General features: G+C 64.1%; 13 protein-coding genes. 9 read left to right on the forward strand and 4 right to left on the reverse strand.

Annotation, left to right across the window (positions count from 1 at the left end):
* Positions 1-136: 136 nt before the first annotated feature.
* Positions 137-1,180, reverse strand: a complete 1,044-nt coding sequence (locus ACM9LZ_RS08970; RefSeq protein ID WP_416619044.1) for a LacI family DNA-binding transcriptional regulator — start codon at positions 1,178-1,180, stop codon at positions 137-139.
* A gap of 196 nt (positions 1,181-1,376) precedes the next feature.
* Here ACM9LZ_RS08970 and ACM9LZ_RS08975 point away from each other — a divergent pair, with 196 nt between their 5' ends.
* From ACM9LZ_RS08975 to ACM9LZ_RS09000, 6 genes are read left to right on the forward strand one after another with little or no spacing between them, the layout of a single operon-like run.
* Entirely contained in the window at positions 1,377-2,510 is a 1,134-nt protein-coding gene (locus tag ACM9LZ_RS08975) for an ester cyclase (protein WP_416619045.1), read from the forward strand.
* Positions 2,511-2,540: 30 nt separating this feature from the next.
* A complete protein-coding gene (locus tag ACM9LZ_RS08980) occupies positions 2,541-3,872 on the forward strand; it encodes an ABC transporter substrate-binding protein (protein ID WP_416619046.1) in 1,332 nt (443 codons plus the stop codon).
* Positions 3,873-3,876: 4 nt separating this feature from the next.
* Entirely contained in the window at positions 3,877-4,776 is a 900-nt protein-coding gene (locus tag ACM9LZ_RS08985) for a carbohydrate ABC transporter permease (protein ID WP_416619047.1), read from the forward strand.
* Positions 4,776-5,624 carry a carbohydrate ABC transporter permease gene (locus ACM9LZ_RS08990; protein WP_416619048.1) on the forward strand — a complete coding sequence of 283 codons (849 nt, stop codon included), beginning with the start codon at positions 4,776-4,778 and terminating at the stop codon, positions 5,622-5,624. Before ACM9LZ_RS08985 ends, ACM9LZ_RS08990 begins: the two co-directional genes overlap by 1 nt.
* 28 nt (positions 5,625-5,652) lie before the next feature.
* Complete coding sequence (locus ACM9LZ_RS08995; RefSeq protein WP_416619049.1) at positions 5,653-6,708, forward strand: ABC transporter ATP-binding protein; 1,056 nt, start codon at positions 5,653-5,655, stop codon at positions 6,706-6,708.
* Between the two features lie 5 nt (positions 6,709-6,713).
* On the forward strand, positions 6,714-8,054 hold the full coding sequence (locus ACM9LZ_RS09000) for an amidase (protein WP_416619050.1): 1,341 nt from the start codon (positions 6,714-6,716) through the stop codon (positions 8,052-8,054).
* Between the two features lie 102 nt (positions 8,055-8,156).
* Here the strand turns inward: ACM9LZ_RS09000 and ACM9LZ_RS09005 are convergent, their stop codons facing one another.
* Complete coding sequence (locus ACM9LZ_RS09005; RefSeq protein ID WP_416619051.1) at positions 8,157-10,016, reverse strand: family 43 glycosylhydrolase; 1,860 nt, start codon at positions 10,014-10,016, stop codon at positions 8,157-8,159.
* Positions 10,017-10,154: 138 nt separating this feature from the next.
* Here ACM9LZ_RS09005 and ACM9LZ_RS09010 point away from each other — a divergent pair, with 138 nt between their 5' ends.
* Positions 10,155-10,526: a hypothetical protein gene (locus ACM9LZ_RS09010; RefSeq protein WP_416619052.1), complete on the forward strand. Its 372-nt coding sequence runs from the start codon at positions 10,155-10,157 to the stop codon at positions 10,524-10,526.
* Here ACM9LZ_RS09010 and ACM9LZ_RS09015 read toward each other — a convergent pair.
* Positions 10,496-13,120: a TonB-dependent receptor gene (locus tag ACM9LZ_RS09015; protein ID WP_416619053.1), complete on the reverse strand. Its 2,625-nt coding sequence runs from the start codon at positions 13,118-13,120 to the stop codon at positions 10,496-10,498. The two genes, ACM9LZ_RS09010 and ACM9LZ_RS09015, sit on opposite strands and share 31 nt — an antisense overlap.
* A gap of 490 nt (positions 13,121-13,610) precedes the next feature.
* Here ACM9LZ_RS09015 and ACM9LZ_RS09020 point away from each other — a divergent pair, with 490 nt between their 5' ends.
* On the forward strand, positions 13,611-15,164 hold the full coding sequence (locus ACM9LZ_RS09020; protein WP_416619054.1) for a sulfatase: 1,554 nt from the start codon (positions 13,611-13,613) through the stop codon (positions 15,162-15,164).
* A 39-nt stretch (positions 15,165-15,203) separates the two neighbouring features.
* Positions 15,204-16,637, forward strand: coding sequence for a sulfatase-like hydrolase/transferase (locus tag ACM9LZ_RS09025; protein WP_416619055.1), 1,434 nt, complete (start codon positions 15,204-15,206; stop codon positions 16,635-16,637).
* Positions 16,638-16,815: 178 nt separating this feature from the next.
* On the opposite strand, the gene ACM9LZ_RS09030 is transcribed toward ACM9LZ_RS09025, so the two are convergent.
* Positions 16,816-17,416: sodium:solute symporter family transporter (locus tag ACM9LZ_RS09030; RefSeq protein WP_416619056.1), on the reverse strand; the 601-nt coding region annotated here is incomplete at its 5' end.

Raw genomic sequence — 17,416 nt, forward strand, 5'->3', positions numbered from 1 at the left:
ATTTATCACTGCGATGGCTTGAACGCTAATCTGAAATGACTGCGCATGCAATGATATTGCATCAAAATTCCGGAAGATTCTTGAATATACTCATTTTTCCTTTTAATATCATATATATAGTTCATGCATTCGCATGCTAACCAAGCCGTGCCGTGCGACCGGCCTGGAACTCCCCGAAGAAGAAGCGCTGCTCTGCCGGCAGGGTCGGGTCCTCAATCCGGGCCAGCAGCAGATCCACAGCGGCAGCCACCATCCGTTCCACAGGCTGGCGGGTGAAGGTAAGCTGGTAATTCAGCCCCTGGGCGGGATTGACCACGCCGAACCCGGTCACCGAAACCTTGTCCGGCACGCCAATCCCCTCCGCCCGCAGCCGGTCTATGCAGCCCAGCGCCACCGCGTCATTGACGCAGACCAGCGCGTCGGGCAGCCCGCCCATGGCCGCCTTCACCTGATCCAGCGCCGGCCCGGCACTGCTATAGACATAGGGCAGCCGGACAATGACGGGGTCATCGATGCCGGCGGCGGCCAGCCGCGTCACGGCACCGGCCACCGCCTCTTCCCCGATATAAGAGCTGGAAGGACCGGAAATGATCCCGAACCGCCGATGTCCGCCCGCCAGCAGCCGCCCGACCATGGAGCGCGCGCCCTCCCGGTAATTGCAGCAGATGGCGGATGCCTGCGCCTCCAGCACGCGGTTGAACAGCACCAGCGGAATGCCCCGTTCATCGAACCGTTCCGCCAGTTCGGCCGTAATGGCGGCCGTGGTCAGGGCCGCGTCGACACGGTGCGACAGGATACGGTCGGCGACATCGGCGATGGAACGGTCGGCGCCGGTGGTAAACAGCAGCACGTGATATCCCTGCTCGGCCAGCCGCTCGCTGACCTCATAAAGCAGTTCGGGATAAAGCAGGTTGGTCCGCGCCTCGATCAGCATGGCGACCAGATTGGACCGGCCGCTGGTCAGGCCGCGGGCCAGGATGTTGGGCTGGTACCCCAACTCCCGCGCCGCCGTCATCACCCGTTCACGCAACGGCGCCGACACTTTTCCGCCCGGCGTGAATGCGCGCGACACCGTTGCCTGGGAAACGCCGACAAAATTGGCCACATCCTGGGCCGTGACGGCACCCGCCGGCTTCTCGGCCGGGCGTGCCCGCTCCCCCCGCCCCTTTTCGCGTTCCATGATATCTCCCTTGGAAATTATGGCCTATTTCATCAATACGCCAATCAAGCCGCCCTTCCCAGCCCGCATCGGATCAGGCTTTCAAGTTTTTGAATTTTTCATTGCATACGCATTCACAGGCCTTTATCGTCCCTCTCCACGGCATGCGATGCCGACCCATCGACAGGAACGACCTATGGCGGACGGAGAAGAGGCAGTGGCCAAACCCGCAACCACGGCGCTGGCGCGCGGCATCCCGGGCGGGGCCACAGCCAGCGCCACGAACGGCGTGTCGCGGGTGCGGCACATCGATATCAACGAATTGCTGAGCCCGCGGACGGATCGGCGGCAATCGTTGAACGGCTATCAGGAATGCTATTCCGATATCGTCCATTATATCGCCTATTGCACTCATCGCATCTGGGCGGAGAAGGGCATCGGCCTGATCTATGATCATTACGATCCGGCCTGCCTGGTTCACACGCCCTACGGCACTTCCTCCGGGGTGGATGATGTGGTGGCCAGCACCTTGCAGATGATGCAGTCCTTCCCGGACCGTTCCTCCCGTCTGGTGAATGTGGCCTGGTGTGGCGATGACCGGAAGGGCTTCTACACCTCGCATCTGGGCCAGAGCCGGATGACCAATCTGGGTCCGTCCGCCTATGGCCCGGCCACGGGCCGCAAGGTCAGCATCCGCCATATTGCCGATTGTGAATCGGTGGCCAACCGCATCACCCGGGAATGGCTGGTGCGGGACAACGGCGCCCTGGTCCGCCAGATCGGCCTGGACCCGCATGAGGTGGCCAGGAAGATGGCGGCAGCGGAGGTGGCCCGCGGCAGCGATCCCGTTCGCCATGGCCTGACGGAGCGCGAGCCCGGCCAGCGCCTGCCCACCTCCCGTTATCTGCCGGCTACCAGCGTGTCGGCGGAAGAACGGCTGCGTGTTATGTTCCATGAGATCTGGAATGCCCGCCGCCTGGACCGGCTGAAGGAATTCTATGCCCCCAACGCCTATGTCCATACGGCCCCCGGTCGGGACATCCAGGGGCTGAACGGCATCACCTGGCAGATCATCCGCCTGTTGGCCACCATGCCCAACGCTTCGATCAGCTTCGACCATTTCTGCGACGTGCAGGAAACCGACGGCTATATCGCGGCGGTGCGCTGGACACTGAACGGTACCCATTCCGGCAACGGCATGTTCGGCTCGCCCAGCGGCAACCCGATCTCCATCCTGGGCATGAGCCATTTCCGTTTCGAGGGCGATCTGATCGTGCAGGAATGGACGGTTTGGGATGAAATCTCCGTGCTGATGCAGGTGCATGCCCCCGTCAACGCGCTGGGCGTGTAACCGGCCGGGCCCGTGGGGGAGGAGGATGGGATGGTGGGGACAAAAGAGGGCCCGAGCCGGCGCAGCCTGCTGGCCGGCGGGCTGGCGGCGGGAATGCTGGCCGCCCTGCCCCGGCGGGGCCGCGCGCTGGCCGGGTCACGGATCAGCGTGATGGTCGTGGCGGCGTCACAGTTCCGGGGATTGGAACTGCGCACGCCGGAATTCACGCGCACCACGGGCATCGAGGTGGAGTATCTCACCACCCCGTTCCGTAACCTGCAGCAGAAGGTGTCGGCCGTCGGCGTCGCCCATGACGGCACGGTGGATATCGTCACCTACATGGATGCCTGGGGACCGGCCAATGCCTATTGGTATGCCGATCTGACGGAGATGATGACCCGCGACGGTCTGGGGCTGGATCGCTATCCGGCGGCCTTCCATCCCGCCTGCCGTGATGGCGACCGGATCACCGGCCTGCCCGTCCGTGGTGCGGCGCAGACCTTCTATTACCGCCGCGACCTGTTCGACCGGCACGGACTGCCGGCCCCCGCCACCTGGGCCGACGTGGTCCAGGCCGGCAAGGTTCTGGCACAGGCCGAACCCGGCGTGGCGCCGCTGAACCTGTATTACGGCAATGATGGCAGCCAGCAGAACCTGTTCGTGTGGCTGTCCCTGATCTGGAGTGCCGGCGGCGACCTGTTCGCCCCCAACGGCACGCCCCTGCTGACCAGCGGCGTGGTCGCCGAAGCCACACGTTTCTATATCGACCTGCATCGCCGCCACACCATCACCAACCGGGGCGCCGTATCGTTCGTGGAGAAGGATGCCGCCATCTCCTTCGCCCAGGGCAAGGCGGCGATGTCGCCGCTCTGGTCCTGGAATATCGGACAGTTCATGGACCGGTCACGGTCGGTCCTGACACCGGACCAGATCGGTTTCACCAATATGCCGGCGGCCACGGCGGGACGGCCCCCGGTCGCCTATGCCAATGTCTTCCCCATGTCGATCAACCGTTACTCCCGGCACAAGGAAGCGGCCTGGACCTATCTGAAATGGCTGGCCGACCCGGACCTGGAACGACGCAACGCCATGGAAAAGCAGGTTTCAGGGCAGGCGCTGGACAATAACATCGTCGTGCAGCGCGCCAACCTGGCCGATCCCGCCATCAGCGCCGCCAATGGCGGCACGCTGGCGCTGGCCGCGCAGGCGCTGGAGACGGGCCGCGTCTGTCCACAGACAGCCGATTGGCCGGAGATCGGCGAGACGCTGTCCAACATGATCACGCGCGCCGCCAACGGCAATGATATCGACCGGCTGCTGGAGCGGGCGCAGCGGGATGTAACCGCCACGCTGCGCCGCGGCGGCCTGGACATCGACGGGTGACGCCATGGGCTGGATCGAAAAGAAACTGAAATATCTGCTGGTGGCGCCGGCCCTGACCATCGTCATGGCCCTGGCCGCCTTTCCGCTGCTGCAATCGCTGATGGGCAGCCTGTTCGTCTGGCGCCTGAACCGGGCGCCGGGACCGACCAAATTCATCGGGCTGGCGCATTATGAACGCGCGCTGACCGACCCGCTATTCTGGAACTCGGCCATGGTCACGGGCCTGTTCACGCTGTCCAGCGTGATCCTGACCACGGCCTTGTCGCTGGCCTTCGCCATGGCCCTGTCAGTGCCGGGCCGGTCCACCAGGCTGATGCGCGTGCTGCTGATCCTGCCTTTCGCCATGAGCCCGGCATTGATCGGCATGTCCTTCCGCTACATGTTCAACGCCGATTTCGGCGTGGTGCCGGCGCTGCTGGGCCTGGTCTGGGAACCACTGGCACATGTGGATTGGCTGGCTGATCCGGTCGCCGCCCTTGTCGTGGTCATCCTGTGCGATGCCTGGGGCTGGTTCCCGTTCATGACCATGATGATCATGGGCGGGCTGCGCACCGTCCCGCGGGAGGCGCAGGAGGCGGCGCGCGTCGATGGCGCCACGCCGTGGCAGGTGTTCCGCGACGTCACCCTGCCCTGTCTGAAGCCGGTGCTGCTGGTCGCCATGGTGCTGAAGACCATCTTTTGCCTGAAGATGTTCGATCAGGTCTTTCTGCTGACCAATGGCGGCCCCAGCCATGCCACCCAGACCTTGAGCCATTACATCTATACCCAGAGCATGCGCTTCTATGACCTGGGCTATGGATCCGCCCTATCCTGGCTGCTGGTCCTGCCGATGGCGGCTCTGGTCTTCTTCTACACGCGGCAGATCCTGCTGCAATCCTCCGCCCGCCAACGGGATGCACGCTGATGGCCACGATCACCCGTCCCAACCCGGCAGCACGGCGCCCGCAGGCGACCCCGCTGCTGCGCGGCCTGTTCCTGTCCTTCATGGCCTTCGCCATCCTGTTGCCGGTCATCTGGATCGCGTCCGGCGCCTTCAAGCAGCTGGTCGACATTTTCCAGCTCCGCATCCTGTTCACGCCGACGCTGGATAATTTCGGCGCCATCGCCGATGCGCCCTTCCTGGCTTATCACAAGATGGCCAACAGCCTGATCGTGGCGCTGTGGGCCGTGATCATCACCATTCCGCTGGCCCTCCTGGCCGCCTACAGCCTGTCGCGATACCGGCTGCCGGGCGAGCGGCTGATATTGTTCGCGCTCCTGTCGACGCAGTTCCTGCCCTCGGTGGTCGTGGTGCTGCCCTTTTTCCTGCTGTTCCGCGATTTGGGCCTGCTCGACACCAGGACGGCGCTGGTCGCCATCAAGGTGGCCATGATGATGCCGTTCGCAGTCTGGATGCTGAAGGGTTTCATCGACGGCATTCCCATCGAGATCGAGGAGTCCGCCCGCGTGGATGGGGCCGCATCGCTGCGCGTCATCCGCGACATGGTGGTGCCCATGGCCCTGCCCGGCATCATCACCACGGCCATTTTCTGCTTCATCATGGCCTGGAACGAGTTCCTGTTCGCCCTGATCCTGACCTCGCGCGATGCGGTGACGCTGCCCATCGCGCTGTCCATGCTGACCACCGACGAGGGGGACTTCTGGCACTTCCTGTCAGCCGCCGGCCTGCTGGTCATGCTGCCGATGATCGGGCTTGCCCTTCTGATCCAGAAACATTTCACCGGCGGGTCCACCGCAGGTTCGTCACGCTGATCCGGCCGACCCGGCAGAGGAGAAACACATGGCCACCGTCCATCTGGACAATATCGCCAAGAGCTGGGGCGCGGTCACGGCTGTCAGCCCGCTGTCGCTGGACATTGCCGACGGTGAATTCCTTGTCTTGCTGGGCCCATCCGGCTGCGGCAAGACCACGACCATGCGAATGATCGCCGGGTTGGACGAACCGACCGGCGGCACCATCCGCATTGATGGCCGCGACGTCACCCATCTGGAGCCGCGCGACCGCGACGTGGCCATGGTCTTTCAGAATTACGGGCTCTATCCGCATATGACGGTGGCGGAGAATATCGGCTATCCGCTGAAGCTGGCCGGTGTTCCCAAGGCGGAACGCGCCCGGCGCGTGGCGGAAGCCGCCGAGCGGGTGGAACTGACCCCCTATCTGGAACGCCGCCCCGCTGCCATGTCGGGGGGGCAGCGCCAGCGCGTGGCCCTGGCCCGCGCCATTGTGCGCCAGGCCAAACTGTTTCTGATGGACGAACCCCTGTCGAACCTGGATGCCAAACTGCGTGGCACCATGCGCTCCACGTTACGCGCCCTGCAGCGCGACCTGGGCATCACCACCATTTATGTCACCCATGATCAGGTCGAGGCCATGACCATGGCCGACCGGGTGGTGGTGATGGAGAAGGGCCGTATCCAGCAGATCGGCACACCGGCCGATGTCTATCATCGCCCGGCCAACCTGTTCGTGGCGGGTTTCCTGGGGGCGCCGCCCATGAACTTCATTAATGGCCAACTGTCCGGCGGCGTGTTCACGGCGCCCGGTATGGTCGTGCCTGCCGACAGCAACATGACGCGACCCGCCATTCTGGGCGTGCGGCCGGAAGCCATCCGGCTGACCGGGCCCGCCGCCTCAATGGCGCAGGGCCGGGTCCGCGCCGTGGAATTCCTGGGCGATGCATCGCTGCTGCTCATCGACCGGCAGGATGGCGGCACCCTGACCGCTCGTGTGGCGGTCGCCGACGCACCGGTCGTGGGCGCGCCGGTCGGGTTGGACTTCACTACAACGCGGCTGTTCGCTCCGGCGGCCGATGGCGGCCAGGCGCTGGATGATTGACCGCCATGGCCGTCATCGACCCGCATTGGCTGGATATTGGCGGCATCCAGGCCGCGTATCGCCAGGGAACATTGACGCCGTTGCGGCTGGTGGAAGCGCTGATCGACCGGATCGATCGCGTTGACCCGCTGCTGAACAGCATCGTGCATCTGGATCGCCGGCAGGTGCTGGAAGATGCCAGAGCCGCCACGGCGGAACTGAAGGCCGGGCGGCCGATGGGACCGCTGCATGGCGTGCCCATCGGCATCAAGGATATCATCGATGTCGCAGGCCAGCCAACCACCTGCCATTCCCGTTTCATGCTGGGCAATATCGCCCGGCATGATGCCGCGCTTGTTTCGCGACTGCGGATGGCGGGCGCCATTATCATGGGCAAGCTGGCGACCCACGAATTCGCCATCGGCGGCCCCAGCTTCGATCTGCCCTTCCCGCCCGCCCGCAATCCCTGGAACCGCCATCACCACCCCGGCGGGTCAAGCAGCGGGTCGGGCGTAGCGGTAGCCGCCGGCCTGATGCCCGCCGCCATCGGAACCGATACGGCGGGATCGATCCGCAATCCGGCCAGCGGCTGCGGCATTGTCGGACTGAAGCCCGCTTACGGCGCCGTGCCGCTGGACGGCGTGTTCCCGCTGGCCCCCAGCCTCGACCATGCCGGCCCCATGACCCGCAACGTGGCCGACGCGCTCCTGCTGCTCTCCGTCCTGTCCGGCGATCCTGTACCCCCATTGCCGTCGGTCCAGGGGTTACGCATCGGTTTCATCCGCCACTTCCATGAACGCGACATTCCGGCGACACCAGAGGTGGCGGCAGCACTGGAGAATGTCGCACATCGCCTGTCGGCGGAAGGCTGCATCGTCACCGGGATCAACGTTCCGGCACTGACCCGGTTCGCGGCCGCCAATCTGACGATCATGCAGGCCGAAGCCGCCGCAATCCATGCCGACCGCCTGCGTAACGCACCCGGAATTTTCGCCGCCCGCACCCGCGCCGCCCTGTTGCCGGGCCTGGGCATAGAGGCCGGCCGACTGGACGCGGCGCGTGTGGAGAAGGCAGTGCTGACCGATGCACTGACGGAGGCTGCCGCGGCCTGCGATGTGGTGATGACAGCCAGCAGCATGGATGTCCCGGCCCGGTTCGACGACGACGACGCGATTACCCGGGGATACGGCCTGCAGGCCCGAACCGTCTTCAATCTGACAGGTTGGCCAGCCATCGTCCTGCCTGCCGGCCTATCCCATACGGGGCTGCCCTTGTCGGTACAGTTCGCCGCGGCCAAGGGGCGAGAGGCATGCCTGTTTGCTGTCGCCAAATGCCTCGATCGCCTCAGCAGCTCACCCCCGATTTGATACTATTTTGCACGAGCGGCGCAACGGCGGGGCATTGAAATTGTACCGCCCCTGATCTGGCGCCCTGAGGATGTCCAGTTTCCGGAGTGCGGGCAAGGATCATCAGGGATGATCCGCCATGATCCGTCCTTCATCCAACCGGAGAGGCACCAGGCCGAACCGTTTGCGATAGGGGGCGGTGACATCGTTGCCGAACATGGTGGTCCACCATTGGCCGCCCCGGTCCTGGAACAAGGTGCCATGTCCGGCATGGGGCGCCCCCACCTGTCGCTTGCTGTAGGGCCCCAGCACCGAGCGGGCCGCGCCATACATCATGTCGTAGGTGCCATGGGTGCGCAGCGGGCCGTTCCATTCGGCACCCGTGATGAAATAGGTGTCGCCCAGCCGGATCAGGCCATTGCCTTCATAGCCCACCTTCTCCCCGTCGGTATCGAGCAGTCGGACCGGCGGTTCTTCGAACCCATCCCGCCGGGCATTCAGCCGGCCCAGATGGCCACCGCCCCATAACAGGTAGAGATTGTCCCCATCCTCGAAGATGAAACCGTCGATGCCGGTCACAAGATTGGCTTTGGCGACATTCCGATAGGGTCCCTCGGCCCGGCCGGAGAGGCTGCGGTAAAGCCAGGTCCGCCCACCCACGTCGCGTTCCATCATGGAGAAGGCGAGATAGAAGGTACGGTCCCGTGCCACCCATTTGATTTCCGGTGCCCAGAGGGCAGCCAGATTGCGGAAGGTGACGCCAAGCCCGTCACGATCGAAGCGGAGGCTGGTTTGCGTCCATTCCCGCAGGTCGTCGGACCGCCATAGCGCCAGGACACCGTCGGCCTCCCGGTTGCGGCTGGTGGTGCCCACCAGATAATAGGTCCCGTCCGCCGCCATCGTCACGGAAGGATCGCGGATCGCGGTTTCCGGCAGGGCCGGCCTGGCATGGGCCACGGGGCTGTTCTCCGTCAGCACCGATGCCGCCGGCCGCAACCGGCCGCCCTCCGTCCGGTCCAACGGGACCAGGCCGACCTGCTCGCATATATGGGCCAGATGATCGGCACATTGCGGATTGTAACTGGCGAACAGGCGCCCATCCGCGTCGCGCAGGACCGAAATGCGGCCAGCATGGGGGACCGCCAGGAAACGCCGGCTGAAGGGGCCATAGGGTGTCGGACCCGTGGCCATGAACACGTCCTCCGTCGGGGCCCGCATGCGGCCCGTCACCTCGCTGGCCACGACGACATAGCGGTCGCCGTCCCTGAACATCGTCGCCCCCTTTTCACCGATCCGTGACCGGACGGGCCAGTCCTGCCCCTCCGGCAACTGGCCAAACAGGGACGGATCGGGTTTCAGGAAGCGGGGGGGCTCCGCCAGTGCCTGTAGATCTGGGGTCAGGCGGGCAATCATGCCGCCCTCCCACAACAGATAGGCGGCATCATCGTCGATAAACAGCGACGGATGTGTCGCATTCTCCACCAGGCAGGGGCTTTCCTGATAAGGTGCCGTCGGTTCGGCAACCCGCCCCACGGCGATGCGGGCACAGCCATCCTGGTCCTGGAAGGTCAGGTACAGCCGATTCCCCCGGATTGCGACCTCCGGCGACAGCAGCCGGCGTCCCTGCGCATGGACGGCCCCCAGTGCCCGCCACTGCTTGGCATCAGCTGACACCCACAGACGGAAACCGTCTTTGGGACCGTCCCGCTGGGGTGTGCCGGTCAGGAACAGGGTGCCGTCAACGGCGCGGGCCAATGAGGCGTCCTGAAGCGCACGCTCGCGGAAGATCGCCTGCACCGGCCTGGCATCGGCGGTGGGCAGGGTCGTGGCATTGCGGTCCATCGACGGGTGGTCCAGGAAGATGTCATCCACAACCTTGTGCTGGGCCGGTGAGGGCGGCGTGGCCAGCAGGCACCCCACCAGACAAAGGATGTGGGCCGGGCGGTTGCCCGTTTCACGGTTCCGGCGTGCGGCGAAAAACATGCAGATTCCCCGGGCAACGGTCATAATAAATATGATATATATGATGATGAAATGGCTCCTTGCCGTCAAGCCATGCTGTCATGGCGCGATGGCAAGGATGAGAGGCTGCACGGCCCCTGCCATTCAGGAAACGGGGGAATGATGAACATCTTGAAGGATCATGCGCGTGGCGATCTGGGGCGACGTGCCTTTCTGAAATCGCTGCTGGCTTCCACGGTGCCGCTTGCCGCTGGGGTGGCGTTCGCGCCGCCGGCGAACAGTGGCGGCGGCAGGGTCACATCCAGGACCCCGAACATCATTCTCAATCGCCGGCGCCAACATTCGTTGGCTCGGGCGCGCCGCACGAGCGGTGCTGTGGCAGTCGCCGCCGGACCAACTTGCGATGCGTTCTACTCATCGCAAGTTGGTACAACCTGGAAAGAACACGCCCTGGATGATGGCTGCGATGCCATCATCCAGGGCGGGAACACAAGGCCTCGTCAGAGGCGGAACCGCATGCCGACGCGATAGACGCTTTCCAGGAACCGGGTCTGCCACGGATAGGACTGGCCCTGGGCGTTGAAGGTGCGGCGGTTCTGGGTCGGGGTGTGCAGGATGTTGGTGGCGTTGAAGGAAAGGGTGATGTCCTCCACCGGGCTGAAGGTGGCGGAGAAATCCAGTGTGCCGCGCCCATTCTCCTTAACCGGCAGGGTCGGCCCCAGCACATTGGCCCCCAGGGCCGGATCCTGGACCTGGCCATAGCTGACGACATAGCTGGACCGGTAATTGTAGGAAACCCGCAGCGACAGCGGACGGGTGTCATAGAATACCGACATGTTCAGGACATGGTCGGAGACGCCGGCAATCGGCTGCTTGCCGGGCAGGGTCGCCGCCAGCCCCGGTGCCAGTTCGGACGCATGGTCAAGATAGGTATAATTGACCATGCCGCCGACATTCTCCAGCCAGTTGGGCAGCCATGGCGCCCTCAGGAAGGTTCGCGCACCAGCCTCGATCCCCTGGATCCGGCCCTCACCGCCATTTTCCGGACGGTTGACGTTCAGGCGGTTGAACTCGGGGTCGCGCACTTCGGTGGTGAAGTTGGAAATGAACCCCGTGATATCCTTGCGGAAGACGCCGACCGTGATGGCGCCGGAGCGGCTGAAATAATATTCCAGGGATGCGTCGTAGTTGGTCGCCTTGACCGGGTTCAAGTCGGGGTTGCCGCCCGAGGCGGAACGAACGCAGTCCGGATGATTGGGGCCGTTTTCCGGCACGGCGGGATCGGCGATGCAGACCGGCGGCGGCAGGTTGATCGTCAGCGACGGATCAAGCGCGCCGAAACCCGGCTTGGTGCGGGTTTTGGTGAACGCGGTGCGGAATTGCAGTTCCGGCGTCATCCGCAGGCGGGCGCTGACATTGGGCAGAAAGTCGTTATAGGCGTTCTTGCGCGTGACCGGCTGGACCACGACAACCTGTCCGCCGGGCCCCTGTTCGGTGGAACGCGCGGTGCCGGTGACAGCGTTCTCGGTTCGCACCGCGCGCAATCCCACCAGACCGTCGATCGGCATGCCGGCGATCTCGTAATCATACCGGGCCTGGAGATAGGCCGTGTATGATTGCTCCTCCCCTTCATAGATCGCGTCGCCCCAGGCCGGGCGCCCGGCAGGAACATTCACCAGTGCGCGAAGATCGTCCGCATGTGCGGTCAGGCTTCCGGTTGTCGGGGTCAGGAAGGTACGGATCGATGTGGCATCATCCCCGCGGAAGCCAGGCGGCACCATGGAGTATTCCAGCGGCAGCAGCGGATAGAACTGTCCGGCGGGCGCGGTGCCGTTGCGGGAGAAATTATAGGCTTCGTTTTCCTGTGTATTGTAGCGGATGCCGACCTGAAGATTGCTGATCCACGGGCTGGAAAGCGCATAATCGGCATCCATCCGGGCCTGGACACTACGCCCGTGCGTGCGGTCTCCGGTCTCCGCCAGCCCGGTAAGGCGATAATTGTTGGGGTCGGTCAGGTCGAAATTCGTGAAGGTGACCGTGCCGCCGCCGACACCGGCATCCGTGTCGAAATCAAACGACCGGTTGGGCTGTGACCGCAAGGTGTAATTGGCGCGGAAATTCGTCGTGGTGAAGGTGGAGTCCGTAAACGCGACATCGCCGGTAAGCCGCAGGTCATCGCCATGCCAGATGAAGCCGCTGCCGGTCTGGTAGGTATCGGTCTTTCCGTCGACCACACCCTGCCCGCCGCTGGGCGTGGCGCCGGCGGTGGCCGTGAAGCTCTTGACCAGATTGCTGTCGGGGAAGAGGACGATATCGGTGAGGTTGGCGAGATCGCCCGTGCCGACATTCAGATTACGGCCGCCACCCTTGCTGCGGTATCCCTGGAACAGACCATCGATATAGAATTCAAGGTCGGTGCGGGGACGCCACTGGAAGACGGTCGCGGCATTGGGACGCCAGCGCTTGGCCGTCACATAGTCGATATTGACGAAGGTAGGATAGCGGATCGGATCGGCCGTCGGGGTCAGGCGGCGGTTGGAAATGGTCTGGCTGACAGCGCGGGAGGAATCGATGAATTTCGTGTCGGCATAGGCGCCTTCCACCAGGAAGCCCATGTCGCCGATACCGGTCTCCCATCGTTTGCTCACCAGCAGATTGGCGTCGATGCCATTCTGCCGGGCCTGGTACCAGTGCAGGTGGCTGATGCCGCCGGCGACGCGGTCCTCCTTGAAATCCAGGGGCCGGCGGGAGCGGACATCCACGAGGCCGGCCAGCCCGGCCTCCTGCAGATTGGCGCTGGCGGACTTATATACATCAAGTCTGGCGATGCTGTTGGAAGGGAAATCCTGCAACTGCACGAAACGGCCGCCGGCCGTGAACATCTCACGGCCATTATATGTCGTGGCCAGATCGGGAAGGCCGCGGATGCGGACCCCCTGGGCGGCACCGTTGTTGCGCTCCACCTGGACGCCCGTGATACGGGCCAGGGATTCCGACGCGGTCACGTCAGGGAGCTTGCCGATATCCTCGGCCACCACCGACTCGATGATCTGATCGGATTGACGCTTCAATGCCTGCGCGGATTCCAGGCTCTCGCGGATGCCGGAAACGACGATTTCTTCCATGACCGCGGTCTGTCCGGTGGCGCTGGGGCTTGAGCTCCCGGCGTTCTGTGCCAAGGCGGGCGTGACCGCCATCAGCCCCAGAAGCGAAGTGGTTGCGGCCAACCGGGCACGATGCGTGGTGCGCACTTTAGTTGCCTCCCAAATTTGGTTTTGAATTATCTATCTCAATAATATGATATATAGCGGTCAGCAAGGCAATAATATGATTTAACACAAATTGACATACCCTTGCGCCATGGCCGCACACCGGATCGATCGCCATGACACCGTATCAAGGATACCGGCGAGCCCCGCAGGGTCGGCATACGGCAAAGTCCTGCTCCTCTGCAGGATCGGTGCGCGCGACGCCAGAATGAGTTTGCGTGTTCCTGTTATGCGCAGAATGACGACCTGTGACTGTAGCGTTGCATCGTGACTTGATTAATCAGATTTATTAGGCTTATGTTTCGGGGCAAGAATGAAAGTGAAAAGGGGGACGCGGATGTGCAACGTGACACGCCGGCGCTTGCTGGGCTCTGCCATGGCGGGAGCGCTGTTGAGTGGCTGCACGGGCAGCATAGCCAGGGCGGCCACCGGTTCGGTGAACGCCAGGACAGGCAAAAAGCCCAATATCCTGTTGATCCTGGTCGATGACCTGAAGCCGCTGATCGGCGCCTATGGCGACCGCATGGCGATCACGCCCAACCTGGACCGTCTGGCGGCGCGTGGAACGCGGTTCGATGCGGCTTATGCGAACGAGGCCGTCTGTGCGCCCAGCCGGATCAATCTGATGACCGGTTCGCGCTCCACCTCCACCGGCATCTATGATTTCGGCATGAACTTGCGCGACTACCTGCCCGATGCCGTGACCATGCCGCAACATTTCCTGGCGTCGGGCTACCGGACCGAAAGCATGGGCAAGGTGTACCATATCGGCCATGGCACCAAGGACGACAAGGCCGGCTGGTCCGTGCCGCACCATAAGGACAAGCTGATCGAGTATGTGGAGACAGCCAGCACCGGCGGCCTGCCAACGCAGGAGGAGGCCCTGTTCGAGGAGGTTCCCAGCGACGATGGCGATCCCTTTGCCTATGCCCGCACGCTGGCCAAGGGTGCGGCGTGGGAAAAGCCCGACGTTGCCGATGATGCCTATGCCGATGGACGCACGGCCGATTACGCGATCGGCAGGCTGCGCGCGCTGAAGGGCGGTGGCCAGCCCTTCTTTCTGGCGGTGGGCTTTGCCCGGCCGCACCTGCCTTTCTCCGTGCCCAGGCGTTATTGGGACATGTACGATCCCGCCCGTCTGCCTCTGGCAAGTTTTGAGCAGTTGCCGGAGGGCGCGCCGCGCTATGCGGGCAAGGTCGGCGGTGAGATCGAGGCCTATCGCGAGGTTCCCGCCGGGGTCGCCGGCAAGGATTTCCCCGATGAACTGAAACGCACGCTCATCCACGGCTATTATGCCAGCGTCACCTATGTCGACCGGCAGATCGGCAAGGTGCTGGACGAGCTTGACCGCAGCGGACTGGCGCAGGACACGGTCGTCGTCCTGTGGGGCGACCACGGTTTCCATCTGGGAGACCATGGCCTGTGGACGAAACATACGAATTTCGAGCAGGCAACGCGCATTCCGCTGATCTTCGCCGGTCCGGGCATCGCGGCCGGCAAGGTGACGGGTCAGTTGACCGAAACGGTGGACATTTTCCCGACCCTGGCGGCCCTTGCCGGGACGGGCGCACCGTCCGGCCCGCAGCCCAAGGACGGCATGAGCATGATGCCGGTCCTGACCGATCCGGCGCGCCGGGTCCGCGATCACGCCTATCACTGCTATCCGCGCGGTGAATGGCTGGGAGAGGCGATCCGAACGGATCGGTACCGTCTGGTCCGGTGGAACAACGAGCGCCTCGGTGAACGCAGTTTCGAACTGTACGATCTGGTCACCGACCCGCAGGAGACGCGCAATCTGGCCGATGCAGAACCCGCCCTGCGGGACCGGCTCGCCGCCATCCTTGCAACCCACCCGGCCGCCAAACCTGTAAAGCCGAAAAAGCCGCGCAAGGCCGGTTGATCCGGTCGAGGCGAGGAAACACCAGACGGGGGGAGCGACATGACATCCTGGCGAACAACGCGCCGCGCGGCATTGCGCATGGGGGCGGCGGCGGCGGCCCTGATGCTGACGGGAAGCGCACCGGCCTTATCGGCCGCAGCATCCCCTGCGGTCCGGCAACCCAACATCCTGTTCATCCTGGTGGATGATATGGGCTTTGCCGATCTTTCCATCTCCGGCAACCGGCTGGTGGCCACGCCCAATATCGACGCGCTGGCCCGCGACGGCATGGTGATGACGCAGTTCTACAATGCGGCACCGATCTGCTCGCCATCGCGTGCGGGCTTCATGACGGGGCAGTTTCCGGCGGCCAACCGCTTTGTCACCTTCATCGCCCATCGCCGCCGTAACGAGCAGTTCGGGCAAGCGCACTGGCTTGATCCGCAAATTCCGGTGCTGCCGCGTGCCTTGAAATCCGTGGGCTATGCCACCGGCCATTTCGGCAAATGGCACCTGGGCGGCGGGCGCGATATCGGCGATGCCCCATTGCCGTCGGCCTATGGCATCGATGAAAGCTACACCCAGTTCGAAGGGCTGGGGCCGCGCCTGCTGCCCAACGATCTTGATGGCGACCTGGCACGGCAGAGCGCGCAACTGGGACAGGGGCCCATCGACTGGGCGCCGCGGGCCGAGGTGACGGCGCGCTTTGTCGACAAGACGCTGGACTTTGTCCGCCGTCACCGTGATGGGCCCTGGTTCGCCCAGCTTTGGCTGGACGATGTGCATACGCCCTGGAAGCCGAATGCCGAACAGATTGCCGCCGTGAAGGGCAAGGGCAAGAATGAGGCCGAAGACCGGTTCCTGGCCGTGCTGGTCGCCATGGACGCCCAGATCGGCCGCCTGATGGAGGGGCTGCGACAGGCGGGCGCGCTGGATAACACCTTGATCGTCTTCACCTCCGACAATGGTCCGACGGTGGGGGCGCAGACGCCCGGTTCCGCCGGTCCCTATCGCGGCCGCAAGGCCAGCCTTTATGAAGGTGGCGTGCGCCAGCCCCTGATCGTCCGGTGGCCGGGGCAGGTGAAGCCCGGTAGCTGGGATGCCACCACCGTCACGCAGGCGGTTGACCTGTTCCCGACGCTGGCCCGCATCGCCGGCGCCGCGGCGCCCGAAGGCGTGGATGGCATCGACATTGGCAGGGCATGGCGGGGCTCCCCGCTGATGAAGCGGCCCGACCTTTACATGCATGTTGCGCGGCCGGCAGCCGAAGCCCAGTTCGGTCCGCTCTATTCGATCCGTTCGGGTGCGTGGAAACTGCTGATGAATGCCGACGGGTCGGGCATGGAGCTTTACAATATCGATGATGATCCGCGTGAACAGGATGACCGCGTCACGCAAAACGCGGACGTGACGAAGCGCCTGTCGGCCAAACTGTCGGCCTGGATCGCCAAATTGCCGACACCGGGACCGGCCGTGGGAAAGGCGATGCAGTGACGCCAGGATTTCATACGTATCTGCCTTGATCAGACCCTATGATCCTGATCAAGGCATCCCACATGCGCCGGGCGCCGCCATCCGGCGGCTTTGGCACGCGCGCGCATGGGCGCATGAGCGCGCGGGCGCTCAACGCGCCAGCCAGGTTGCGATGAGTTCAGCTCACCGCAACCTGGTATCAGTGCCAGGTCGCGTAAAGGGCGATGAGGATCAGGATGACGCCGATGCCCGCGATATTGAAGGTGGAGGGTGTGGCAAACGACACGCCCCGCATGGAGATGCGATTGGCGCCGCCCCGGCTTTTCAGGGCCAGGCTGATAATCACGGCCAGCAGCAGGCTGGCGATGAAGACGATGCTCATCCGGTTCATGAAGGGGATATGCGGCGCCCCGATCTTTAAGGCATAGGATAGCAGGACCGAGGCCAGGGCGGCGGCAATGGCCCCGGCCTCATTGGCCTTTTTCCAGAACAGGCCCAGCAGGAAGATCACCGTAATGCCCGGCGTGAAGAAACCGGAGAATTCCTTGATGAACTGAAAGGCCTGATCGGTGCTGGCAAGCAGCGGCCGGGCGGTGGCCAGCGCCATGATGACGGCGACGGCGGCGGCGATGCGCCCGACCAGGACAAGGTGCTTTTCATGCCCGCCCCGGCCGGCTTCCGCCTTGGAATTGATGCCGCGCGCCTTGGCATAGAGGTCCAGGGTGAAGATGGTGGCCACCGAATTGATCTTGGACGCCGTCGACGCGATGATGGCGGCGATCAGGGCGGCGAAGACCAGG

It is taken from the genome of Niveispirillum fermenti, from assembly GCF_048066175.1.
In the GTDB taxonomy this organism is placed as follows: Bacteria; Pseudomonadota; Alphaproteobacteria; order Azospirillales; family Azospirillaceae; genus Niveispirillum; species Niveispirillum fermenti.

Bases quoted from the DNA above. Each gene is read 5' to 3' on its own strand.
- ACM9LZ_RS08970 (WP_416619044.1), bottom strand. From the start codon at position 1,180: ATGGAACGCGAAAAGGGGCGGGGGGAGCGGGCACGCCCGGCCGAGAAG.
- ACM9LZ_RS08980 (WP_416619046.1), top strand. From the start codon at position 2,541: ATGGTGGGGACAAAAGAGGGCCCGAGCCGGCGCAGCCTGCTGGCCGGC.
- ACM9LZ_RS08985 (WP_416619047.1), top strand. From the start codon at position 3,877: ATGGGCTGGATCGAAAAGAAACTGAAATATCTGCTGGTGGCGCCGGCC.
- ACM9LZ_RS08990 (WP_416619048.1), top strand. From the start codon at position 4,776: ATGGCCACGATCACCCGTCCCAACCCGGCAGCACGGCGCCCGCAGGCG.
- ACM9LZ_RS08995 (WP_416619049.1), top strand. From the start codon at position 5,653: ATGGCCACCGTCCATCTGGACAATATCGCCAAGAGCTGGGGCGCGGTC.
- ACM9LZ_RS09000 (WP_416619050.1), top strand. From the start codon at position 6,714: ATGGCCGTCATCGACCCGCATTGGCTGGATATTGGCGGCATCCAGGCC.
- ACM9LZ_RS09005 (WP_416619051.1), bottom strand. From the start codon at position 10,016: ATGTTTTTCGCCGCACGCCGGAACCGTGAAACGGGCAACCGCCCGGCC.
- ACM9LZ_RS09010 (WP_416619052.1), top strand. From the start codon at position 10,155: ATGATGAACATCTTGAAGGATCATGCGCGTGGCGATCTGGGGCGACGT.
- ACM9LZ_RS09015 (WP_416619053.1), bottom strand. From the start codon at position 13,120: ATGGAAGAAATCGTCGTTTCCGGCATCCGCGAGAGCCTGGAATCCGCG.
- ACM9LZ_RS09025 (WP_416619055.1), top strand. From the start codon at position 15,204: ATGACATCCTGGCGAACAACGCGCCGCGCGGCATTGCGCATGGGGGCG.